Below are 18,548 nucleotides of genomic sequence, written 5' to 3' on the forward strand. Positions count from 1 at the left end.
CAACATCCCACTTATGCTCGCTACCATAGCGCATTTTAACGCGCGGATCTTGGTGCGCAGCCCATAGTGTTGCAAAACGGAATGGCCGCCTTTGCCGTTCCCACTTTTTCTTTGACCTGAGGTAAATCCCTGAATGGATCCTGATCCGAGCCCCGACACTACTCATTCGGTTCCCCGGTAAAACCTCTCCGCTCTGCGTTGCTGTTTTACCGGTTTAGGTAAGCAGCGGCACTTGTTCGATAGTTCGCCTCTGTTGTGATTGAAAATCAGTGATCTGCTCCGGCGGAGGATTTTTGGCGCGTCCGAAAATCAAGCCAGCGAGCCGATCCGCCGTTCACCCACTGCCGTGAGGCGCTGGGCAATGAGGTGCGAACGATGAAATTAAAACAAATCCCCCGTCGGCTGCTGGGTCTACTCAGCCGCAATTTGCCACGCCGTCTGGTGCGGCGTGATGCGCTGTTGGAAAGCGTCAGTGGATCGGCGCAAGAGTTGCCTGCCGGTTTGGCGCAACAACGTCTGGAATGTGCCGCCGCCAGCGCGATGCAACTGTATGAGCGTTTCAACAGCCACCCGGAAGGCATCACCGAGCAGGAAGCAGAAACCGCCCGCGGCCAGTTTGGTAGCAACACCATCGAAAACCAGCTTGCTGAAAGTTGGTGGAAGCATTTGTGGCACTGCTACAGCAACCCGTTCAATCTGCTGCTGACCGTACTGGGGCTGATTTCCTACGCCACCGAAGATCTGATTGCCGCGCTGGTGATTGGGCTGATGGTGCTGATCTCCACGTTACTGCATTTTATCCAGGAAGCCCGCTCCAACAAGGCGGCGGACGCGCTGAAGGCTATGGTCAGCAACACCGCAACGGTGTACCGCAGCGATGCGCATACCGGTAAAAGTGAACATAGCGAACTGCCGATCTCACAGTTGGTGCCGGGCGATATCATCAAGCTATCGGCTGGGGATATGATCCCGGCGGATCTGCGGTTGTTGTCTGCCAAGGATCTGTTTATCAGCCAGGCAGCGTTGACCGGTGAGTCACTGCCGGTAGAAAAAGTGGCAGATCCCCGTAGCCAGGTGAGCGATCCGTTGGAGTGCCAAAACCTGTGCTTCATGGGCACCAACGTCGTTAGCGGTACCGCGCTGGCCATGGTGATCGGCACCGGCAGCGAAACCTACTTCGGCCAGTTGGCACAGCGGGTGACCAGCCAGGATGAGCAGCCCAACGCCTTCCAGGCCGGTATCAGCAAAGTAAGCTGGCTGTTGATCCGCTTCATGCTGGTGATGACGCCGATCGTGCTGCTGATTAACGGCTTTACCAAAGGCGACTGGTGGGAAGCGGCGCTGTTTGCGCTCTCGGTGGCCGTGGGGCTGACGCCGGAAATGCTGCCGATGATCGTCACCTCTACTTTGGCGAAAGGGGCGGTCAAGCTGTCGCGCCAGAAGGTGATCGTCAAACGTCTGGACGCGATCCAGAACTTTGGCGCGATGGATATACTGTGCACCGATAAAACCGGCACGCTGACTCAGGACAAAATTGTGCTGGAGCGCCATACCGACGTGTTTGGTGCTAACAGCGAGCGGGTGCTGCGCTACGCCTGGCTGAATAGCTTCTACCAGACCGGGCTGAAAAACCTGCTGGATGTGGCGGTGCTGACCTGTGCCGACGAAAGCCAGCAGCCGGACGCGTTGCAGCATTACCGCAAAGTGGACGAGATCCCGTTCGATTTCGAACGTCGCCGCATGTCGGTAGTCGTTGCCAAAGAGGCGCAATACCACGAGCTAATCTGTAAGGGCGCACTGGAAGAGATGCTGTCGATCTGTAGCCACGTGCGGCAGGGAGATGAAGTGATCCCGCTCAGTGAAGCGCTGCTGGCGCGCATCCGCCGTGTTACCGACGAGCTGAACCAGCAAGGGCTGCGCGTGGTGGCGGTGGCCAACAAGATCCTGCCAGCGACGGATCATGAGTATGGCGTGGCGGATGAATCGGATCTGATCCTCGAAGGCTATATCGCCTTCCTCGATCCGCCGAAGGAGAGCACCGCACCGGCGTTGGCTGCGCTGAAAAAGAATGGTGTAACCGTCAAAATCCTCACCGGCGACAACGAACTGGTCGCCGCCAAGGTGTGTAAGGACGTGGGGCTGGATGCGGAGCATATCCTGCGTGGCAGCGAGATCGAACTGATGGATGACGCCACGCTGGTCGCCGCGGCGGCGCGTACCACGGTGTTTGCCAAGCTGACGCCGCTGCACAAAGAGCGCATCGTCCAACTGCTGCGTAAGCAGGGCCACGTGGTGGGCTTTATGGGTGACGGTATCAACGATGCCCCGGCACTGCGTGCAGCGGATATCGGTATTTCGGTAGATTCTGCGGTGGATATCGCCAAGGAAGCGGCGGATATCATCCTGTTGGAAAAAAGCCTGATGGTGCTGGAGCAGGGGGTGATCGAAGGCCGTCGCACCTTTGCCAACATGCTGAAATACATCAAGATGACGGCCAGCTCCAACTTCGGTAACGTCTTCAGCGTGCTGATCGCCAGCGCCTTTTTACCCTTCCTGCCGATGTTGCCGCTGCATCTGTTGATCCAGAACCTGCTGTACGATATTTCGCAGATTGCCATCCCGTTCGATAACGTCGATGACGATCAGATCACCAAGCCACAGCGTTGGAACTCTGGCGATCTGGGGCGCTTTATGGTGTTCTTTGGGCCGATCAGCTCGATCTTTGACGTACTGACCTTTGCCCTGATGTGGTACGTGTTCCAGGCCAATACGCCGGAAATGCAGACGCTGTTCCAGTCCGGCTGGTTTGTGGAAGGACTGCTGTCGCAGACGCTGATCGTCCATATGATCCGTACGCGCAAAATTCCGTTTATCCAGAGCCGCCCATCCTGGCCGCTGTGCGTGATGACGTTGGCGGTGATCGCCGTCGGTATCGGCCTGACCTTCTCGCCGCTGGCGGGCTTCCTGCAGTTGCAGGCGTTGCCGCTGAGCTATTTCCCTTGGCTGGTGCTGATCCTGACGGGTTACATGGTGCTGACCCAGTGCGTGAAAGGCTGGTTTGTCCGCCGGTATGGCTGGCAGTAATTTTGCTGGTGGTGAGGTGAGGAGGGAAATCTCCTCACCACCAAATCAATTTGTGATCCATCGCACCGTTTTGCCCCTGCGGTTGGACATCTCCCTCCGGCTCGGTCTTTATCTACTTCCTTGGCTAGATTGATTTTTCCTCTGAGGAATTTCCGATGCACAAACCCTTCAGTTATACGCTACTGGCTTCTTCGCTGTTATTTTCCCTTAATGCGCTGGCTAAACCGGCTGGCGATCTGCCGCTGATGCCCTGGCCGCAGCAGGTTGAGTTAGCTCAGCCGCAAGGCAAGCTGGTGCTGGATTACCGCTTATCGTTCAACGTTCAGGGCGATGACTTGAGCGAAGCGCAGGCTCGCTGGCGCGTTCGCCTGGAACGGCAAACCGGTTGGACGTTGGCCCCACAGGGCGAGAAAAACCAGGCGGCAACGATCAACATCATCATCAAACACCAGGTTGCAGCCCAGCCGTTACCGGATAGCGATGAGAGCTACCAGCTCAAGGTGACATCGCAGGGCGCGACGCTGACGGCCAACACTCGCTTCGGTGCGCTACGCGGCATGGAAACGCTGCTGCAACTGGTGCAGACCGACGGTGAAAACACTTTCATGCCGCAGGTGTTTATTACCGACGTCCCGCGTTTCCCTTGGCGCGGCGTGCTGCTGGATTCGGCGCGCCATTTCCTGCCGGTCGAGGATATTCTGCGCCAGCTTGATGGCATGGCGGCCGCTAAACTCAACGTATTCCACTGGCATCTAACCGACGATCAGGGCTGGCGCTTTGCTTCCGAGCACTATCCAAAGCTACAGCAACTGGCCAGTGACGGTCATTTCTACACCCGTGAACAGATGCAGCAGGTAGTCGCCTATGCCACGGCGCGGGGTATCCGGGTGGTGCCAGAAATCGATCTTCCGGGTCATGCTTCTACCATTGCCGTTGCCTACCCAGAGCTGCTCAGCGCGCCGGGGCCGTATCAGATGGAACGCCACTGGGGTGTCCACAAGCCCACGCTCGATCCTTCGAACGACCAGGTTTATCAGTTTGTCGACAGCATCATCGGCGAATTGGTGGCGATCTTCCCCGATCCTTACTTGCATATCGGTGGGGATGAGGTGGATGCCACCCAGTGGAAAGAGTCCAAAACCATCCAGGCGTTTATGCAGCAGAACCAGCTGGCGGATGCCCATGCGCTGCAGGCTTTCTTCAACCAGAAGCTGGAAAAGATCCTCGAAAAGCATCAGCGCCGCATGGTGGGTTGGGATGAGATTTACCACCCGACCTTGCCGCGCACCATCGTGATCCAATCCTGGCGTGGGCCAGATTCGCTAGGGGCCAGCGCCCAGGATGGCTATCAAGGCATTCTCTCCACCGGTTTCTATCTCGATCAGCCGCACAGCACCGCCTACCACTATCGCAATGAAATTTTGCCGCAGCCGCTGGGGGTAGATACCAACGTGCAGGCGGGGGAGCAGGCGCAGAGCTGGCAGTTCAGCATGCCGCGTTTCAAGGGGAGCCCGGTGGAAGGCACCTTCACGCTGATCGAAGGCAAGCAGGGATGGCGTGGCTTTATCGATTTCAAAGACAAATCGCGCCGTGCTGTACGGGATATCGAGTGGCGTACGCCAGAACAGGTGACCTTCCGCATTGATACCTGGATGGGTGACACGCGTCCGGTATTTACTTTGCAGCAGGACCAATTGAGCGGTTACACGCTGGTGGGCAACGTGCGCTACCCAACCAGCGGCAGTAAATTGACTGCGATCCCGGCGGGTGTGATGCCTGTGGTGCCGGATGAGCAGCATCAGGCCAATATTCTGGGGGGCGAAGCCGCCTTCTGGGCGGAAAACATCCGTGCGCCGGTGCTCGATCTCAAGCTGTGGCCAAGAACCTTTGCCGTGGCGGAACGTATGTGGTCGGCCAAGGATGTGACCAACGAGGATAATATGTACCAACGCCTGGCGGGGATAGATGCCTGGTCGGTGGTGTCTGTTGGCCTGCAACAGCACGCTGAAACGGCGCGTGAGTTTACCCGCTTAGCTAACAGCGTCGATATCACCCCATTGCAGGTCTTGGCCGAAGCGGTGGAGCCGGGGCAGTATTACACCCGTCAGCACCTGAAGTTCAAGGCAGGTAATTACCATCAATTTGAGCCGCTGAACCGCTTTGCCGATGCCATCCCACCGGAAAGTGCGGCGGTACGCGATCTCGATCAGCAGGTGGCGTTGTTGCTCAAAGACAAGAACCATCGGGCAGCGGCGGAGGCGATCCGTGAACGTCTGCAACGCTGGCAACGTAACGGTGCACCGGTGAAGCAGGTGATAGCCGGTAACGTGGTGATGAAGGATTTGGCACCGGTGGTACAGGATGTCAGCGCGTTGGCCGATCTGGGCTTGATGCTGTTGGAACGCTATCAGCAAGGGAAGCCTTTGAGTAAAGACGAGGCGGAACAGGCACAGCAACAGTTGGATGCAGCAGCACAGATCCGGGATGAAGTGGTGATTGCGGCGGTGTACCCGCTGGAAACGCTGTTGCGCGCCGTAAAGGTGCAATAATCCTGACAGGGGATGGCCGCTATTGCCGTCCCCGTTGCTTTCCTTGGTGAGAGTTTTATCGTTATCAAGCTTCAGCTTGAAAGGTGAAGGATATCGCTCTACTTTATTGATTGACGATAAATAGCAGGCAGATTATGACAGCTAAAAAAATAGAAACCGCCCTGGTCACCGCTGGCCGTAAGCCTCGATTCACCCAAGGATCGGTCAACCCGGTGATCCAACGCGCCTCTTCCTTAACCTTTGATACGGTGAAGGCCAAAAAGTTTGCCACCGCCAACCGTGCTAAAGGTGAGCTATTCTACGGGCGTCGCGGCACCCTGACGCATTTCTCATTCCAGGACGCGATGGCCGAGCTGGAAGGCGGGGTAGGCTGCTCGCTTTACCCTTGTGGGGCGGCGGCTGTCACTAATGCTATCCTGGCGTTTGTTGCCAGTGGCGACCATATCCTGATGACCGGAGCCGCCTATGAGCCGACGCAGGATTTCTGCAACAAGATCCTGAGCAAGCTGGGCGTGGCAACCACCTATTATGACCCGCTGATCGGTGCCGGGATTGCCGAGCTGATCCAGTCCAATACCAAAGTGCTGTTCCTGGAGTCCCCAAGCTCTATCACCATGGAAGTCCAGGACGTACCGGCGATGGTGAAGGCAGCTCGGGCCGTGAACCCAGATATCGTCATCATGATTGATAACACCTGGGCGGCGGGCATTCTGTTCAAAGCACTGGATTTTGACGTGGATATCTCTATTCAGGCTGGAACCAAATATATCATCGGCCATTCCGACGCGATGCTGGGTACCGCCGTGTCGAACGCTCGTTGCTGGGACCAACTGCGTGAAAACTCCTACCTGATGGGGCAAATGGCCGACGCGGATACCGCCTATAACGGTAGCCGTGGCCTGAGAACGCTGGGTGTCCGCCTCAAGCAACATGAGATCAGCAGTATCGCCATTGCCGAATGGTTGGCGGCACGGCCGGAGGTGGAGCGGGTCAACCATCCGGCGCTGCCTTCTTGTAAAGGGCATGAATTCTTCCAGCGGGATTTCAGCGGTAGCTGCGGGTTATTCTCTTTTGTGCTGAAAGCACGGCTGACCAATGAGCAGGTTGCCCACTATCTGGACCATTTTGAGCACTTCAGCATGGCCTATTCGTGGGGCGGGTTTGAATCGCTGATCCTGGCCAACCAGCCGGAAGAATTGAACGAGATCCGCCCGGCGGCCAAGGTGGACTTTAGCGGCACATTAGTGCGTGTTCATATCGGTTTTGAGAATATTGACGACCTGATCGCCGATCTGGAAGCGGGCTTTGCGCGTCTGAAGTGACCCCTCACCCTAACCCTCTCCCACAGGGAGAGGGGACCGACCGAGTGTGTTTGAAATTGTAGTGACTTACCTTGGCTCTGCTGGGCGCTATTACCTCTTTACTTCCAAAAGAGCAGAGGCTATCAGCTCCCTCTCCTTGGGGAAATGCAGAGGGGACTGTACATGCCACAGATTGACTATGATCGGTTTACATGTCACAGACTAACTCCCGCACCTGATAACAGCACTGAACTGGCTCCCTCTCCTTGGGGAGAGGGTTGGGGTGAGGGAGAATTCACCATGGCCAAACCAGAACATTTCAATCATCTTTCCCACACCGATTAGCGGCATTTAAACTGGCCAGGAATTTCTATTGAGAGAGGAAAGCCCCAGGTGTAGGCTAGCTTCACCTATCATCAATATGGCTTCAATGACAAGGATCCGTCATGTTGCAGAAAATCGTGCTGTTGTGCCTCGGGTTAGCCGCCAGCGTACTGGCGCAGGCCGATTGCACACCGCAATCGCTTGAACGCCTCAACCAAGACACCAGAAGTGCACTGACAGAGCTACAGGCCGTCAAGGAAGATGGGGAAGAGGGCGGTGATACTGCCGTTTCCGCCATTGCCCGCGAACAACTCCATAAGTACAAGGATGCCCTGGTGAAGGGGATCGATGGCCATCTCAGTTGCAGCCCCATAGACAGCGATGACGCCTCACTTCAGCAAGCGCTGTTGCCCATGGTCGCTTTGCCAGTACAAGTGCCGGAATCGAACTTCTATGGCTCAGAGCCAGGTTTTGAAGTCACCCGCCAGCCTGAATTCCCCGATATTGTGCTGATCCGCAGTGGTTTCGCAATTCCTTGCGGCGACGACAACGTGCTGCTGGCCTATCAGCGGCGCGAGGGGAAGTGGAGCCGCATTCTGCGCTGGCAAAGCGATGACTATCATAAGATTTCGGGTGCCTTTGGCGACAACTTTACCTACCACCTGATCCCTTCTCCACAGCCAGCCACAACGCCCAGAATGGTAGTGGCACAGGGTACGCCCTGGTGCACGTCTCGGTGGAGCGTGTTTCAGCTCAACTTGATTGAATTGGCAACGCAGAATGCGGAACAGCGCACGTTATTCCACACCCAGGAAGATTATGTCCGTTTTACGGACGACGACACGCCGGCCCTACGTGTTAAAACTACTCCGCAAGGATTTGAAGTGCGGGCAGAGGTAGGCATGTTGGATTCGGACGTGATGACGCGCCAAGGAATCTTCCGCTATCGCATCAATGGCGAGCGGGTAGAGCGGATTCAACCAGCGGCTATGAACGGGCGCGATTTTGTGGATGAATGGCTACAGGTTGACGACGAGACGGCGAACCGCTGGAGTATGCCACAGGCCGCCAGCGCATTGGCAGAACAACACCTGTTGTTGAAAAACCGCTATGGCAACTACGGAGCGGTACGGTTATGCAAGGGTAAGCCGGAGCGTTATCAGGTCGAAATGCTGTTTAGCGCACGCGATGCATCCCGCTTAAAACCTGCGGTTGCGGAGCAACAGGCCTATTTTATTATTCAGCCGATTGTCGGCGGTTTTATGATGGAGGCCGTTTCCGCGCAGGCCGATCCTGAATGCGCTAGCCGGGATATTATGGCGAGTCAGTAACCGCGAAATAAAACGGCCAGCAAAGGCTGGCCGCATTCGATCGCACCGGGTTGCCGATTAACGGCGAACGGCGATGGCTTCGATCTCGATTTTCACGTCTTTTGGCAAACGTGCCACTTCAACGCAAGAACGCGCTGGGAACGAGGCGTTGTGCTCGGTGAAGAACGCTTCATAGGCCGCGTTAACGGTAGCGAAGTCGTTGAGGTCTTTGACGAAAACGGTAGTTTTAACGATGTCGCCCACTTTCAGGCCTGCGGCTTCCACGATCGCCTTCACGTTGGCCAATGACTGGCGCGCCTGAGCGGCAACGTCATCGGGTACGGCACCGGTTTTCGGATCGACCGGGATCTGGCCGGAGGTGATGATCATGCTGCCCAGGTCAACGCCCTGCACGTAAGGACCAATGGCGGCTGGCGCGAGTTCAGTGCTGATATTACGTGACATTTTTTCTCCTGATATCCTGTTGTTGTTCAAACGGCGAGTCGGCCCGCCGTAAACTCACATGGACGCAGCATGCAGCGCCCCTACGACGCACCATTATAAAGGGTGCCCGCCAGATTGACAGCGCCACCCCCCAATTTTAGTCCGTCTGTAACACCACCTGATGATCGAACTCTTTCTCGCAGTAACGGCACTTCAGGTGCACTTCCCCAGCATGGGATTTGACGCTGAAACTGGAGGCCACCGGCTCGCTACGGCTGATGCAGTTGCTGTTCGGGCAGGTCAGTACGCCGTCGATATGATCCGGCAGGCTGAGCGTCAGCTTGCGCACCACTTCATAGTTATCGATACGGTTGACCGTAGCCTTGGGCGCGTACATCGCCAGCTGGTTGGCCTGCTGCTCGGTCAGGAAGGTGTTCTCGATCTTGATCAAATCCTTGCGGCCCAGCTCTTTGGAGGGCAGGTTCAGGCCGATGGTGATGCGCTGATCGGTGGCGGTCAGTTTGAACAGCGAGAGCAGCTTAAAGCCGATTTGCGCCGGAATATGGTCGATTACCGTGCCGCACTTGATCGCTTCAACCTGGAGTTTGTTATCGTGAGTCATGACGGTTCCCCCTTAAAGAGCCAATTCTGCGTTTAAAACCAGTGCCAACAGCGCCTGACGGGCGTAAATACCGTTGCCTGCCTGTTGGAAATAGTGGGCATACGGTGTCTTGTCCACCTCAATGGCAATCTCGTCGATGCGCGGCAGCGGATGCAGCACCTTCATGTTGTCCCGGGCTCCGGCCAAGTCAGACGCACGCAGGATGAACTGCGCCTTCACGTTGGCGTATTCGGACGGGTCCAGACGCTCTTTCTGCACGCGGGTCATATACAGAATATCCAGTTCCGGCACCACTTCTTCAATGCTGTTGTGGCGGCTGTAGGAGATGCCTTTTTCGTCCAGCATCTTCAGGATATAGCTCGGCATTGCCAGGGCGTCTGGTGCGATGAAGAAGAAGTGGTTCCCTTCATATTTTGCCAGCGCCTGGGTGAGTGAATGCACGGTGCGGCCATATTTCAGGTCGCCGACCATGGCGATATTGATATTGCTCAGGCGGCCCTGGGTTTCCTGGATGGTGAACAGATCCAGCAGCGTTTGGGTTGGGTGCTGGTTCGAGCCGTCACCGGCATTCAACACCGGGATACCGCCAGAGAATTCAGCGGCCAGACGGGAAGCGCCTTCCTGCGGATGACGCATCACAATGGCATCAACGTAGGTGCTGATCACCGAGATGGTATCGGCCAGCGTTTCGCCCTTTTTGCCGAGGGAGGTGTTGCTGCTGTCGGAGAAGCCGACCACCGAAGCCCCCAGGCGCTGGATGGCGGTCTCAAACGACAGGCGGGTACGCGTAGACGCTTCAAAGAAGCAACTGGCGATCACCAGGTGTTTGAGCAGCTCCGGCTGCGGGTTAGCTTTCAGGCTGGCGGCGGTGCTGAGCACCAGCTCCAGATCTTCACGGCTGAGATCGTTAATAGAGATGATGTTCTTGCGATACAGCGGATTGGCCATGTTCACTCTCCTCGACTCTTGCCCTTGGCGCGGGGCTTTTCAATGTAATAGCAATGCTTTGGACAAAAAAAAGCCCCTCAACGAGGGGCTTTAAATGATGGTTCATGCAACAGGGGAAATAACGGCAGTTGCCCGCCGATTGGCTGGCGGTCTTGTCGAGTGTGGCGAACAAAACAAAGCTCGTTTTTCATGCTTTCTCCTGGCAAATTGTCGCGCATTATACTCGCGCTTTTTTTCTCTGCAAGGGTAAAAACACCACTTTTTGCGATTTCGCAATCGATTGGCTTGATGATTACCGCTGCGAGTAGAACTTGGTGTCTGGTTGTTTGGCCATGCTGCCGCTAGCGCTTAATCATGCATATGCTCACCGGCCTGTAAGGCAGCCCGGTCGTAATGCTGCACGATGTGGCCGTTTTCCATCAGGGCGGCGCGTTCGGACATATGGGCTATCACTTCGCCGTCGTGACTGACCAGCAGATAGGTCATGCCATGCTCGCGTTTGAGATGGTTGAGCAGGTTGAGGATCTCAGCCTGTACTGACATATCCAGCGCCGAGGTGGGCTCATCCAACAGCAGAAGCTTAGGCCGCAGCAGCAAGGCACGGGCGATAGCAACGCGCTGGCGCTGGCCACCGGAAAGCTGGTGGGGATAACGCTGTGCCGTGGCCGCGCTCAGCCCTACCTGCCGCAAGGCTTCGTCAATCCGCGCCGTAATGTGTTTCTCACCATGGATCTTCAACGGTTCACCCAGCGTACGGGCAATCTGATGCTGCGGGTGCAGCGAAGCGTAAGGATCTTGAAACACCATCTGCACGTCGCGGCGTAATTGGCCGGTGAAGCGTTGTTGTGGTTGCAGAGGCTGGCCGAGCAAGCGAACTTCTCCGCGCCATTCACGTTGCAAACCGGCCAGCACGCGCAGCACGGTAGATTTGCCGCAGCCTGAAGCCCCAATCAGGCTGAAGGTTTCCCCCGCCTCAACGCCAAAGCTGACCGACTCCACAGCGATCTTATGGCCGTTGCCCTGTGGGAAGCTGACCTGCAAATTTTCAATTTCAATCAGCGCCATGTTCGCTCCGGGTAAAATCGATGCTGCGATCCAGCACCGGCAGATCCTGGCCGTAGGTGCTGGCATTGGGGCGGCAGGCCCACAGCGTGCGAGTGTAAGGATGAGTGGCTAGTGGCAGGTTGGCCGCGATCCCCTGATCCACCAGCTTGCCCTGATACATCACCAATACCCGGTCGCAGCGCTCGGCCACCAGCGGCAGATCGTGGCTGATCAGCAACAGCCCCATGTTACGCCGCGTGGTTTGTTCGACGATCAGATCGAGGATCTGATTACGCAATCTGGCATCCAGCGCCGAGGTTGGCTCATCGGCAATCAGCAGTTGCGGATCGTTGACCAGCGCAATCGCCAACATGGCACGTTGCCCCATGCCGCCGGAAAGCTGGCCGGGGTAGCTGTGATAAAGGCTCTCCGGTAAGCCGACGGCGGCCAGTGAGTTCAGCACCCGCTCATGGCGATCGGCCCGGGTTAGTGCGTTATGCAGCACCAGGGATTCTTCGATCTGCTTCCCGATACTGCGCACCGGATTCAATGCGTAGCGCGGATCTTGCAGCACCATGGCAATTTTGGCGCCGCGTACTTCGTTCCATTGGCGTGGTTGAAGCTTCAGTAAATCGGTCTCGCGATAGTGCAGTTTATCGGCGGTGACGATGCCCGGCTTACGCACCAGCCCCATCAGGGCACGGGCGGTCATGGATTTGCCAGAGCCGGATTCCCCCACCAGCGCCACTTTCTCCCGGCCAATGCTGAAAGAAAGGTTATCCACTACCTTGTGGCCGTTAAATTCGATACTCAGGTTCTGTGCTGTCAGCAGTGGTTCAGTCATGATGCGGATCCAGTAAGTCGCGCAGGCCGTCGCCCAGCAGGTTAAACGCCAGGCTGCTGATCAGGATCGCACCGCCAGGGATCGCGGCGATCCACCACTGATCGAAGATCACTTGCATCCCGTCGGCTACCATCGATCCCCATTCCGCCATCGGCGGTCGTGCACCCAGCCCCAGGAACCCCAGACCGGCAGCGGCCAGAATAATCCCCGCCAGATCCAAAGCCAGGCGAACGACGGCAGAGGGCAGGCACATGGGCAGAATATGGCCCCACAGCAGGCGCGGGCCCTGAATACCCATCATCTCGGCGGCGGCCAGGTAGTCACTTTTACGCAGCAGTTGGATCTCGGCTCTGGCCTGGCGAGCATAGGCGGGCCAGGTGGTGAGCGCCAACGCCAACGCACCGTTGACCAGCCCAGGACCGAGCATCGCCACAAAGGCGAAGGCCAGGATCAGTCGTGGCATCGACATCACCACGTCGGTAAAACGCATCAGCACGCGCTCCAGCCAGCCGCCGTAGTAGCCGGATAGCACGCCAATCAGCAGGCCGAGCGGCAGGGTGATGGCCGTGACCAACAGCACTAGCCCAAGGGTTGGTCGGGTGCCGTAGATCAGGCGGGAAAGGACGTCGCGGCCATAGCTGTCGGTGCCGAGCCAATGGCCCGCTCCCGGCGGTAATAGGCGGTTGGCGGCGTTTTGCCAGTTGGGATCGACCGGTGCCAACCAAGGCGCGAACAGCGCTATCAGCACCAGTACCAGCAGAATGGTGGCTCCGCAGGTGGCGGAGGGCGAACGTTTAAGTAGCGTCATAGTCATTGGCGCGCCCTCGGATCAAGCAGGCGCACCAGCAGGTCAGTGAAATTGTTGATAATCACAAAGCACAGGCCGATCAGCAGCGTACCACCCATGATGGCGGTGGTGTCCCCGGCAAACAGCGCGGTGGTCAGATAGCGGCCAATGCCCGGCCAGGAGAACACGGTTTCGGTCAGAACCGCGCCCTCCAGCATGCTGGTATAGGCAAGAGCGATTACCGTCAGCAGGGTGCCGCTGATGTTGGGCAGCACGTGGCGGAACATGATGAGCATCTCGCTGGCCCCTTTGGCGCGTGCCAGGGTGATGTACTCTTTATTTAGTTCGCTCAGGCAGGCGGAACGGGTCAGGCGGGTAATGCTGGCCAACGAATAATAGGCCAGCAGGCAGACCGGCAGCACCAGATGTGCCAACGCATTGCTCACGGCCCCCGCATCGCCGGAAAGCCAGGTATCAATCAGCGCGAAGCCGGTTTTGGCCTCCACGGTGTATTGGTAGATATCGTCCAACCGCCCCGGTCCGGCGCTCCACTGTAGCTTGGCGTAGAACAGCAACAGCATCAGCAGCCCCAGCCAGAAGATGGGTACCGAGTTGCCGAGCAGGGTAATAAAGCGCACGCCGATATCCAGCTTGCTGCCGGCAAAACGCGCACACAAGATGCCAGCCAGCACGCCGAGCGGGGCACCAATCACCAACGAGAGTGTGGCCAGTTCCAGCGTGGCCGGGAAGGCATGCAGCAGATCCTGCAACACCGGTTGGCCGGTGGCGCTGGCGGTGCCGAGATCGCCATGGGCCAGCCGTTCCAGATAGTGCCAGAACTGCACCGGCAAAGAGCGATCCAGACCAAGCTGCTGTTTTACCTGCTCATAGGTGGCCGCGCTGGCGTGATCGCCGACGATCTGCAACACGCGATCCACCGGCGACAGGGCAGACAGTAGGAAGGTGATCAACAGCAGGCCGAACAGGGTCAGCGCCAGCGTGAGCAGCCCTTGCGCCAATCCCCAAAGACGACGCCGGGACCTGCTTCCCGGCGTGGATTTTATTGCTACCGACATGACAATCCTGATTATTTGCTAACGCGATCGTAATAGACCATATCCGCATTCAGGCCCTGTTGATAGCCTTTGACGTTATCGCGCAGCACCACCTGCGTTTTGGCCTGATCGATAAACACATACGGCGAGCTACGCTGCAATTCCTGCTGCATGGCGGTATACAGCGCGGTGCGTTTGGCCGGCTCGGCTTCTGCGACGGCTGCCAGCGTTTGTTTGCTCAACTCAGGGATCTGCCAGCTGTTCAGCCCGGCCACCGTGCTGCTTTTGCCATCGTTATAGGCGAAGGCGCTGGCGTTGGAGTGCGCATCGAAGTAATCCGGGATCCACAGGCGGATCGCTGCCTGATGCTGCTTGGCGCGTACGCGGGCATAGACCTGGCTACCGGCTGCTGGCAACAGATCGAGCTTCACGCCACCCTGGGCAAAGCTGGCCTGTAGCGACTGGGCGATGGTGATGAACGGCGGTTTGTTTTCCACGTCCAGCGTCAGGCTGGCGTTGGTGATGCCAGCTTTTTCCAAAATTGCCTTGGCCTTGGCCGGATCGAAGCTGAACGGGTTATCTTCCAGCGCTCCCGGTAGGCCGACCGGCAGGAAGCTTTGATGGACGAAGTATTGTCCTTTCAGCAGATCCTTGGTGATGCCCTGATAATCTACCAGATAGCGGGCTGCTTCCCAGAAGGCCGGATTTTTCAGCAGCGGGTTGGCGGTATTTCCGGTGTTGAACACCAGATAGTTCTGCTCGGCGGAAGGGATTTCCAACACCTTCACACCCGCCTGGCTTTTCAGCGCGGCGGTTTGATCCGGGCCGAGTTCACGGGCCACGTCGGCATCCCCTTGCTGGATCAGCAGGCGGCGCGCGCTTGGGTCTGGCACGTTTTTGATAATGATGTTGCTTAGCAGTGGCTTATCGCCCGGTGAAGTTGGGTTGGCATCCAGCACGATCGCCTGGTGCGGCTGGTAAACCCGCATCTTGAACGGGCCGCTGCCCGCAGAGTGCATCTTCAACCAGGCGTTGCCGAAATCGTCACCCTTCACGTTAGGCTGCACGGCTTTGCTGTCGACGATTGAGGCGATCGGCGTCGAGAGGATATTCAGGGCCACCGCCGGGCTGACGTCTGCCGTCCAGCTCAGTTGTACGGTATGGTCGTCGATCTTCTTAAGCTGCTTTTCGATATTGTCTGGCTGCCAGCCGAGCACGTTGAGGATAAATGCTGGTGACTTGTTCATCTTCACTGCGCGGGTATAAGAGAAAATCACGTCGTCGGCGGTCAGCGGGTTACCGGAGGAAAACGCTGCCTGTGGGCGTAGCTTGATCGTCAGGGTCTTGGCGGCGGCATCATCCTGCCAGCTTTCAGCCAGCACCGGGATCACCTTGGCCGGATTATCACGATCGGCCTGCACCAGACGCTGATAGAGGCTGGGTACGGTCTGGATGCTGGAGAGCTCATTGGCCTCCGCCGGATCCAGGCTGACAATATCATCCAGTGATTGCACTACCACCAGCGTATTCGGCGGCGTGGCGGCCAGTGCAGTGGTGGAGAGGGCGGCAAGAATAAACAGCGGCAAGACTTTGGCTTTCATAGATGTTTTCCCTTAAATGTGCCGGTAAACCAGAACGGAGAAGAGGTTGTTCTCATTAGTTTTTTACGGCATTTCCGCCGCCAGAATGCCACGGTAGAACGTTGGTAAAAAACAGGCAAAGGCCAATAAGTTATTAACAATAACGAAAAAGACTATAGAGCCAGAAGGGGGGATTAACCAGAAAAAACCCTTCAATAAGAAGGGTTTTTGGAGAGGGCGATTTACAGGGTTTTGCTCAGCGTGGCGACCATCACGGCCTTAATGGTGTGCAGGCGGTTCTCTGCCTGATCGAATACGATGCTGTGCTCCGACTCGAACACCTCGTTGGTCACTTCCATACCGCCGTGCATGCCATACTGCTCGGCCATCTGTTTACCCAACGTGGTTTGATCGTCATGGAATGCTGGCAAGCAGTGCAGGAACTTCACCTGTGGATTACCGGTCAGTTTCACCATCGCCATATTCACCTGATACGGCCTGAGCAGGGCAATCCGCTCCTGCCAGACTTCTTTGGCTTCCCCCATGGAAACCCAAACGTCGGTATACAGGAAATCGGCACCTTGCACGCCTTCGGCAATATCTTCCGTCAGGGTGATTTTACCGCCGGTCTGCTGTGCCAGCGCCTGGCATTCAGCAACCAGCTCGGCCTGCGGCCAACAGGCCTTCGGCGCGACCAACCGCAGATCCATGCCCACTAGCGCGGCGGCTTCCAACAGGGTATTGCCCATATTGTTACGTGCATCGCCAATGTAAGCGAATTTCACCTCGCTCAACGCTTTCCCCGGCAGGTGTTCACGCACGGTGAGCAAATCTGCCAGCAGTTGGGTGGGATGGAACTCGTTGGTCAGGCCATTCCACACTGGCACACCAGCATGTTCTGCCAAGGTTTCCACCAGGCACTGGCCAAAACCGCGATATTGAATACCGTCGTACATCCGGCCCAGCACGCGGGCGGTGTCTTTCATCGACTCTTTATGGCCGATCTGGCTGCCGCTTGGGCCAAGGTAGGTCACCTGAGCGCCCTGATCGAATGCGGCAACTTCGAAAGAGCATCGGGTACGGGTGGAGTCTTTTTCGAAGATGAGCGCAATGTTTTTGCCTTGCAGATAGCGGGTTTCCTGGCCTTGCTTCTTGGCCTGCTTCAAATCGGCGGCCAACTGCAACAAGGACTGGATCTCACTGGGGGTAAAATCCATTAATCTCAAAAAGTGACGACTGTAGAACGGGTTCATCTGGCTCATCTCCGTAAATCCCTATCGTTTTGATTGAATTTAAATTCACTTTATATGTATGAATATTCAATTTCAACCCCAAGGCAGAAATCTTTCACGTTTATCGTGGCAGCGGTGACAGCGGTGTGTGAAAATAGAAGTAACGAAGCCCATTTTATTGAGGATAGAGGCATGGCAAACCGCGAATTGCTGGAAGAACAACGTGAAGAGACCCGCCTGATCATCGAAGAACTGCTGGAAGACGGCAGCGATCCGGATGCGCTCTACACCATCGAGCACCATTTCTCTGCCGAAAAGTTTGACGTTTTGGAGCAGGCCGCCGTGGAAGCCTTCAAGTTGGGCTACGAAGTGACCGATGCCGAAGAGCTGGAAGTGGAAGATGGCTCCATGGTGATGTGCTGTGACGTGATCAGCGAAGTTGCGCTGAATGCCGAGCTGATCGACAGCCAGGTAGAACAACTGGTGGCGCTGGCAGAAAAATGCGGTGTCAATTACGACGGTTGGGGCACCTACTATGAAGATCCGAACGGTGAAGAAGGCGACGACGACGAAGACGGCGACTTTATCGATGAAGACGACGACGGCAAACGTCATTAATTAAATCCTGCGGGCTGGCGCAAGCTGGCCCCTGATAGAACCCGATGAAATACCAATCACTGTTATCCCCGATTTTAAACTTCCTGCACTGCGAAACCCCGGATGGCTGGATCGAAGCGGCCCGTCGCCCGGAAAACTTGCCACTGTTGCTGACCGACCACCTGGTATGCGAGCTGAAAGCGGCGCAGACCGGCATGTGGCTGATCCGCCGCTATGTGGCAGACAAAGAGAGTGGAGATGCCCTGCTGGCACTGCTCAGGCCCTATGAGGCGTTTGTGCACGAGGCGCAGGAAGTACCAGAAGAGCTGTTCCGTCAGAGCGCGTTTACCAGGAAGATCCTGCCGAAGAACGGCTCGGCCTATGGCCAGGATCTGGTCGACAAGATGGTGTTGCTGATCAAAGAGGAGCTGCATCACTTCTCGCAGGTGTTGGAGATCATGCAGGCCCGGCAGATCCCTTATAGAAAGATCACCGCCAGCCGCTATGCCAAAAGCGTGATCCGCGAGGTGCGCACTCACGATCCGGCTACCCTGATCGATAAACTGATTTGCGGCGCGTATATCGAGGCCCGCTCCTGCGAACGCTTCGCCAAGCTGGCCCCGTTCCTGGACGATGAGCTGAACCGGTTTTACGTCTCGCTGCTGCGTTCCGAAGCCCGCCATTATCAGGATTACCTGACGCTGGCAGAGCAAATTGCCGGCGGCGATATCAGCGAACGCGTGGCGTTTTTTGGCCAGTTGGAGGCGGAACTGATCCGCTCACCGGACACCGAGTTCCGCTTCCACAGCGGCGTGCCGGTGGCGTGA

15 protein-coding genes are annotated in these 18,548 nt (G+C 56.9%); 6 read left to right on the plus strand and 9 right to left on the minus strand.

Translation table 11 applies throughout. The annotated features are described in order from the left end of the window. Positions 1–375: 375 nt before the first annotated feature. The 4 genes from mgtA to KGP17_RS02595 all read left to right on the plus strand — a co-directional run bounded on the left by mgtA (position 376) and on the right by KGP17_RS02595 (position 8,589). Positions 376–3,084 (plus strand): magnesium-translocating P-type ATPase, encoded by a 2,709-nt coding sequence (mgtA, locus tag KGP17_RS02580; protein WP_094982225.1) that lies wholly within the window; start codon positions 376–378, stop codon positions 3,082–3,084. 155 nt (positions 3,085–3,239) lie between these two features. Next, complete coding sequence (locus tag KGP17_RS02585; protein WP_223498794.1) at positions 3,240–5,633, plus strand: beta-N-acetylhexosaminidase; 2,394 nt, start codon at positions 3,240–3,242, stop codon at positions 5,631–5,633. A gap of 134 nt (positions 5,634–5,767) precedes the next feature. Beyond that, positions 5,768–6,955: a cystathionine beta-lyase gene (gene metC, locus KGP17_RS02590; RefSeq protein WP_223498795.1), complete on the plus strand. Its 1,188-nt coding sequence runs from the start codon at positions 5,768–5,770 to the stop codon at positions 6,953–6,955. Positions 6,956–7,380: 425 nt separating this feature from the next. Next, positions 7,381–8,589, plus strand: a complete 1,209-nt coding sequence (locus tag KGP17_RS02595; RefSeq protein WP_223498796.1) for a hypothetical protein — start codon at positions 7,381–7,383, stop codon at positions 8,587–8,589. A 57-nt stretch (positions 8,590–8,646) separates the two neighbouring features. Here the strand turns inward: KGP17_RS02595 and ridA are convergent, their stop codons facing one another. The 9 genes from ridA to argF all read right to left on the minus strand — a co-directional run bounded on the left by ridA (position 8,647) and on the right by argF (position 17,154). Continuing rightward, on the minus strand, positions 8,647–9,033 hold the full coding sequence (gene ridA, locus KGP17_RS02600; RefSeq protein WP_021179099.1) for a 2-iminobutanoate/2-iminopropanoate deaminase: 387 nt from the start codon (positions 9,031–9,033) through the stop codon (positions 8,647–8,649). A gap of 136 nt (positions 9,034–9,169) precedes the next feature. Beyond that, a complete protein-coding gene (pyrI, locus tag KGP17_RS02605; protein WP_021807800.1) occupies positions 9,170–9,634 on the minus strand; it encodes an aspartate carbamoyltransferase regulatory subunit in 465 nt (154 codons plus the stop codon). Positions 9,635–9,646: 12 nt separating this feature from the next. Then, complete coding sequence (pyrB, locus tag KGP17_RS02610; protein ID WP_021179101.1) at positions 9,647–10,582, minus strand: aspartate carbamoyltransferase; 936 nt, start codon at positions 10,580–10,582, stop codon at positions 9,647–9,649. Between the two features lie 348 nt (positions 10,583–10,930). Further along, positions 10,931–11,647 carry an ABC transporter ATP-binding protein gene (locus KGP17_RS02615; RefSeq protein ID WP_223498797.1) on the minus strand — a complete coding sequence of 239 codons (717 nt, stop codon included), beginning with the start codon at positions 11,645–11,647 and terminating at the stop codon, positions 10,931–10,933. Then, the gene (locus tag KGP17_RS02620) at positions 11,634–12,470 is read right to left on the minus strand and encodes an ABC transporter ATP-binding protein (RefSeq protein ID WP_021807802.1); all 837 of its coding nucleotides are present in this window, start codon (positions 12,468–12,470) and stop codon (positions 11,634–11,636) included. The genes KGP17_RS02615 and KGP17_RS02620 overlap by 14 nt, the downstream gene beginning before the upstream one ends. Further along, positions 12,463–13,284 carry an ABC transporter permease gene (locus tag KGP17_RS02625; protein ID WP_021807803.1) on the minus strand — a complete coding sequence of 274 codons (822 nt, stop codon included), beginning with the start codon at positions 13,282–13,284 and terminating at the stop codon, positions 12,463–12,465. Before KGP17_RS02625 ends, KGP17_RS02620 begins: the two co-directional genes overlap by 8 nt. Next, entirely contained in the window at positions 13,281–14,333 is a 1,053-nt protein-coding gene (locus KGP17_RS02630; RefSeq protein ID WP_223498798.1) for an ABC transporter permease, read from the minus strand. Before KGP17_RS02630 ends, KGP17_RS02625 begins: the two co-directional genes overlap by 4 nt. An 11-nt stretch (positions 14,334–14,344) precedes the next feature. Further along, positions 14,345–15,913 carry an ABC transporter substrate-binding protein gene (locus KGP17_RS02635; protein WP_223498799.1) on the minus strand — a complete coding sequence of 523 codons (1,569 nt, stop codon included), beginning with the start codon at positions 15,911–15,913 and terminating at the stop codon, positions 14,345–14,347. 221 nt (positions 15,914–16,134) lie between these two features. Further along, a complete protein-coding gene (gene argF, locus KGP17_RS02640) occupies positions 16,135–17,154 on the minus strand; it encodes an ornithine carbamoyltransferase (RefSeq protein WP_021807807.1) in 1,020 nt (339 codons plus the stop codon). Between the two features lie 162 nt (positions 17,155–17,316). Between argF and rraB the strand changes: the two genes are divergently transcribed. Together rraB and miaE are read left to right on the plus strand one after the other, a co-directional pair. Beyond that, positions 17,317–17,742, plus strand: a complete 426-nt coding sequence (gene rraB, locus KGP17_RS02645) for a ribonuclease E inhibitor RraB (protein ID WP_059199578.1) — start codon at positions 17,317–17,319, stop codon at positions 17,740–17,742. A gap of 44 nt (positions 17,743–17,786) precedes the next feature. Beyond that, on the plus strand, positions 17,787–18,548 hold the full coding sequence (gene miaE / locus KGP17_RS02650) for a tRNA isopentenyl-2-thiomethyl-A-37 hydroxylase MiaE (protein WP_223498800.1): 762 nt from the start codon (positions 17,787–17,789) through the stop codon (positions 18,546–18,548).

The sequence above is a fragment of the Serratia sp. JSRIV001 genome (assembly GCF_019968745.1).
Taxonomy (GTDB): Bacteria; Pseudomonadota; Gammaproteobacteria; order Enterobacterales; family Enterobacteriaceae; genus Chania; species Chania fonticola_B.

What these genes read in the sequence shown, in the direction of transcription:
- argF (WP_021807807.1), bottom strand. Translation starts at nt 17,154, where the DNA reads ATGAGCCAGATGAACCCGTTCTACAGTCGTCACTTTTTGAGATTAATG.
- KGP17_RS02635 (WP_223498799.1), bottom strand. Translation starts at nt 15,913, where the DNA reads ATGAAAGCCAAAGTCTTGCCGCTGTTTATTCTTGCCGCCCTCTCCACC.
- KGP17_RS02585 (WP_223498794.1), top strand. Translation starts at nt 3,240, where the DNA reads ATGCACAAACCCTTCAGTTATACGCTACTGGCTTCTTCGCTGTTATTT.
- mgtA (WP_094982225.1), top strand. Translation starts at nt 376, where the DNA reads ATGAAATTAAAACAAATCCCCCGTCGGCTGCTGGGTCTACTCAGCCGC.
- KGP17_RS02620 (WP_021807802.1), bottom strand. Translation starts at nt 12,470, where the DNA reads ATGACTGAACCACTGCTGACAGCACAGAACCTGAGTATCGAATTTAAC.
- miaE (WP_223498800.1), top strand. Translation starts at nt 17,787, where the DNA reads ATGAAATACCAATCACTGTTATCCCCGATTTTAAACTTCCTGCACTGC.
- KGP17_RS02625 (WP_021807803.1), bottom strand. Translation starts at nt 13,284, where the DNA reads ATGACTATGACGCTACTTAAACGTTCGCCCTCCGCCACCTGCGGAGCC.
- KGP17_RS02615 (WP_223498797.1), bottom strand. Translation starts at nt 11,647, where the DNA reads ATGGCGCTGATTGAAATTGAAAATTTGCAGGTCAGCTTCCCACAGGGC.
- pyrI (WP_021807800.1), bottom strand. Translation starts at nt 9,634, where the DNA reads ATGACTCACGATAACAAACTCCAGGTTGAAGCGATCAAGTGCGGCACG.
- ridA (WP_021179099.1), bottom strand. Translation starts at nt 9,033, where the DNA reads ATGTCACGTAATATCAGCACTGAACTCGCGCCAGCCGCCATTGGTCCT.
- metC (WP_223498795.1), top strand. Translation starts at nt 5,768, where the DNA reads ATGACAGCTAAAAAAATAGAAACCGCCCTGGTCACCGCTGGCCGTAAG.
- pyrB (WP_021179101.1), bottom strand. Translation starts at nt 10,582, where the DNA reads ATGGCCAATCCGCTGTATCGCAAGAACATCATCTCTATTAACGATCTC.
- KGP17_RS02630 (WP_223498798.1), bottom strand. Translation starts at nt 14,333, where the DNA reads ATGTCGGTAGCAATAAAATCCACGCCGGGAAGCAGGTCCCGGCGTCGT.
- rraB (WP_059199578.1), top strand. Translation starts at nt 17,317, where the DNA reads ATGGCAAACCGCGAATTGCTGGAAGAACAACGTGAAGAGACCCGCCTG.
- KGP17_RS02595 (WP_223498796.1), top strand. Translation starts at nt 7,381, where the DNA reads ATGTTGCAGAAAATCGTGCTGTTGTGCCTCGGGTTAGCCGCCAGCGTA.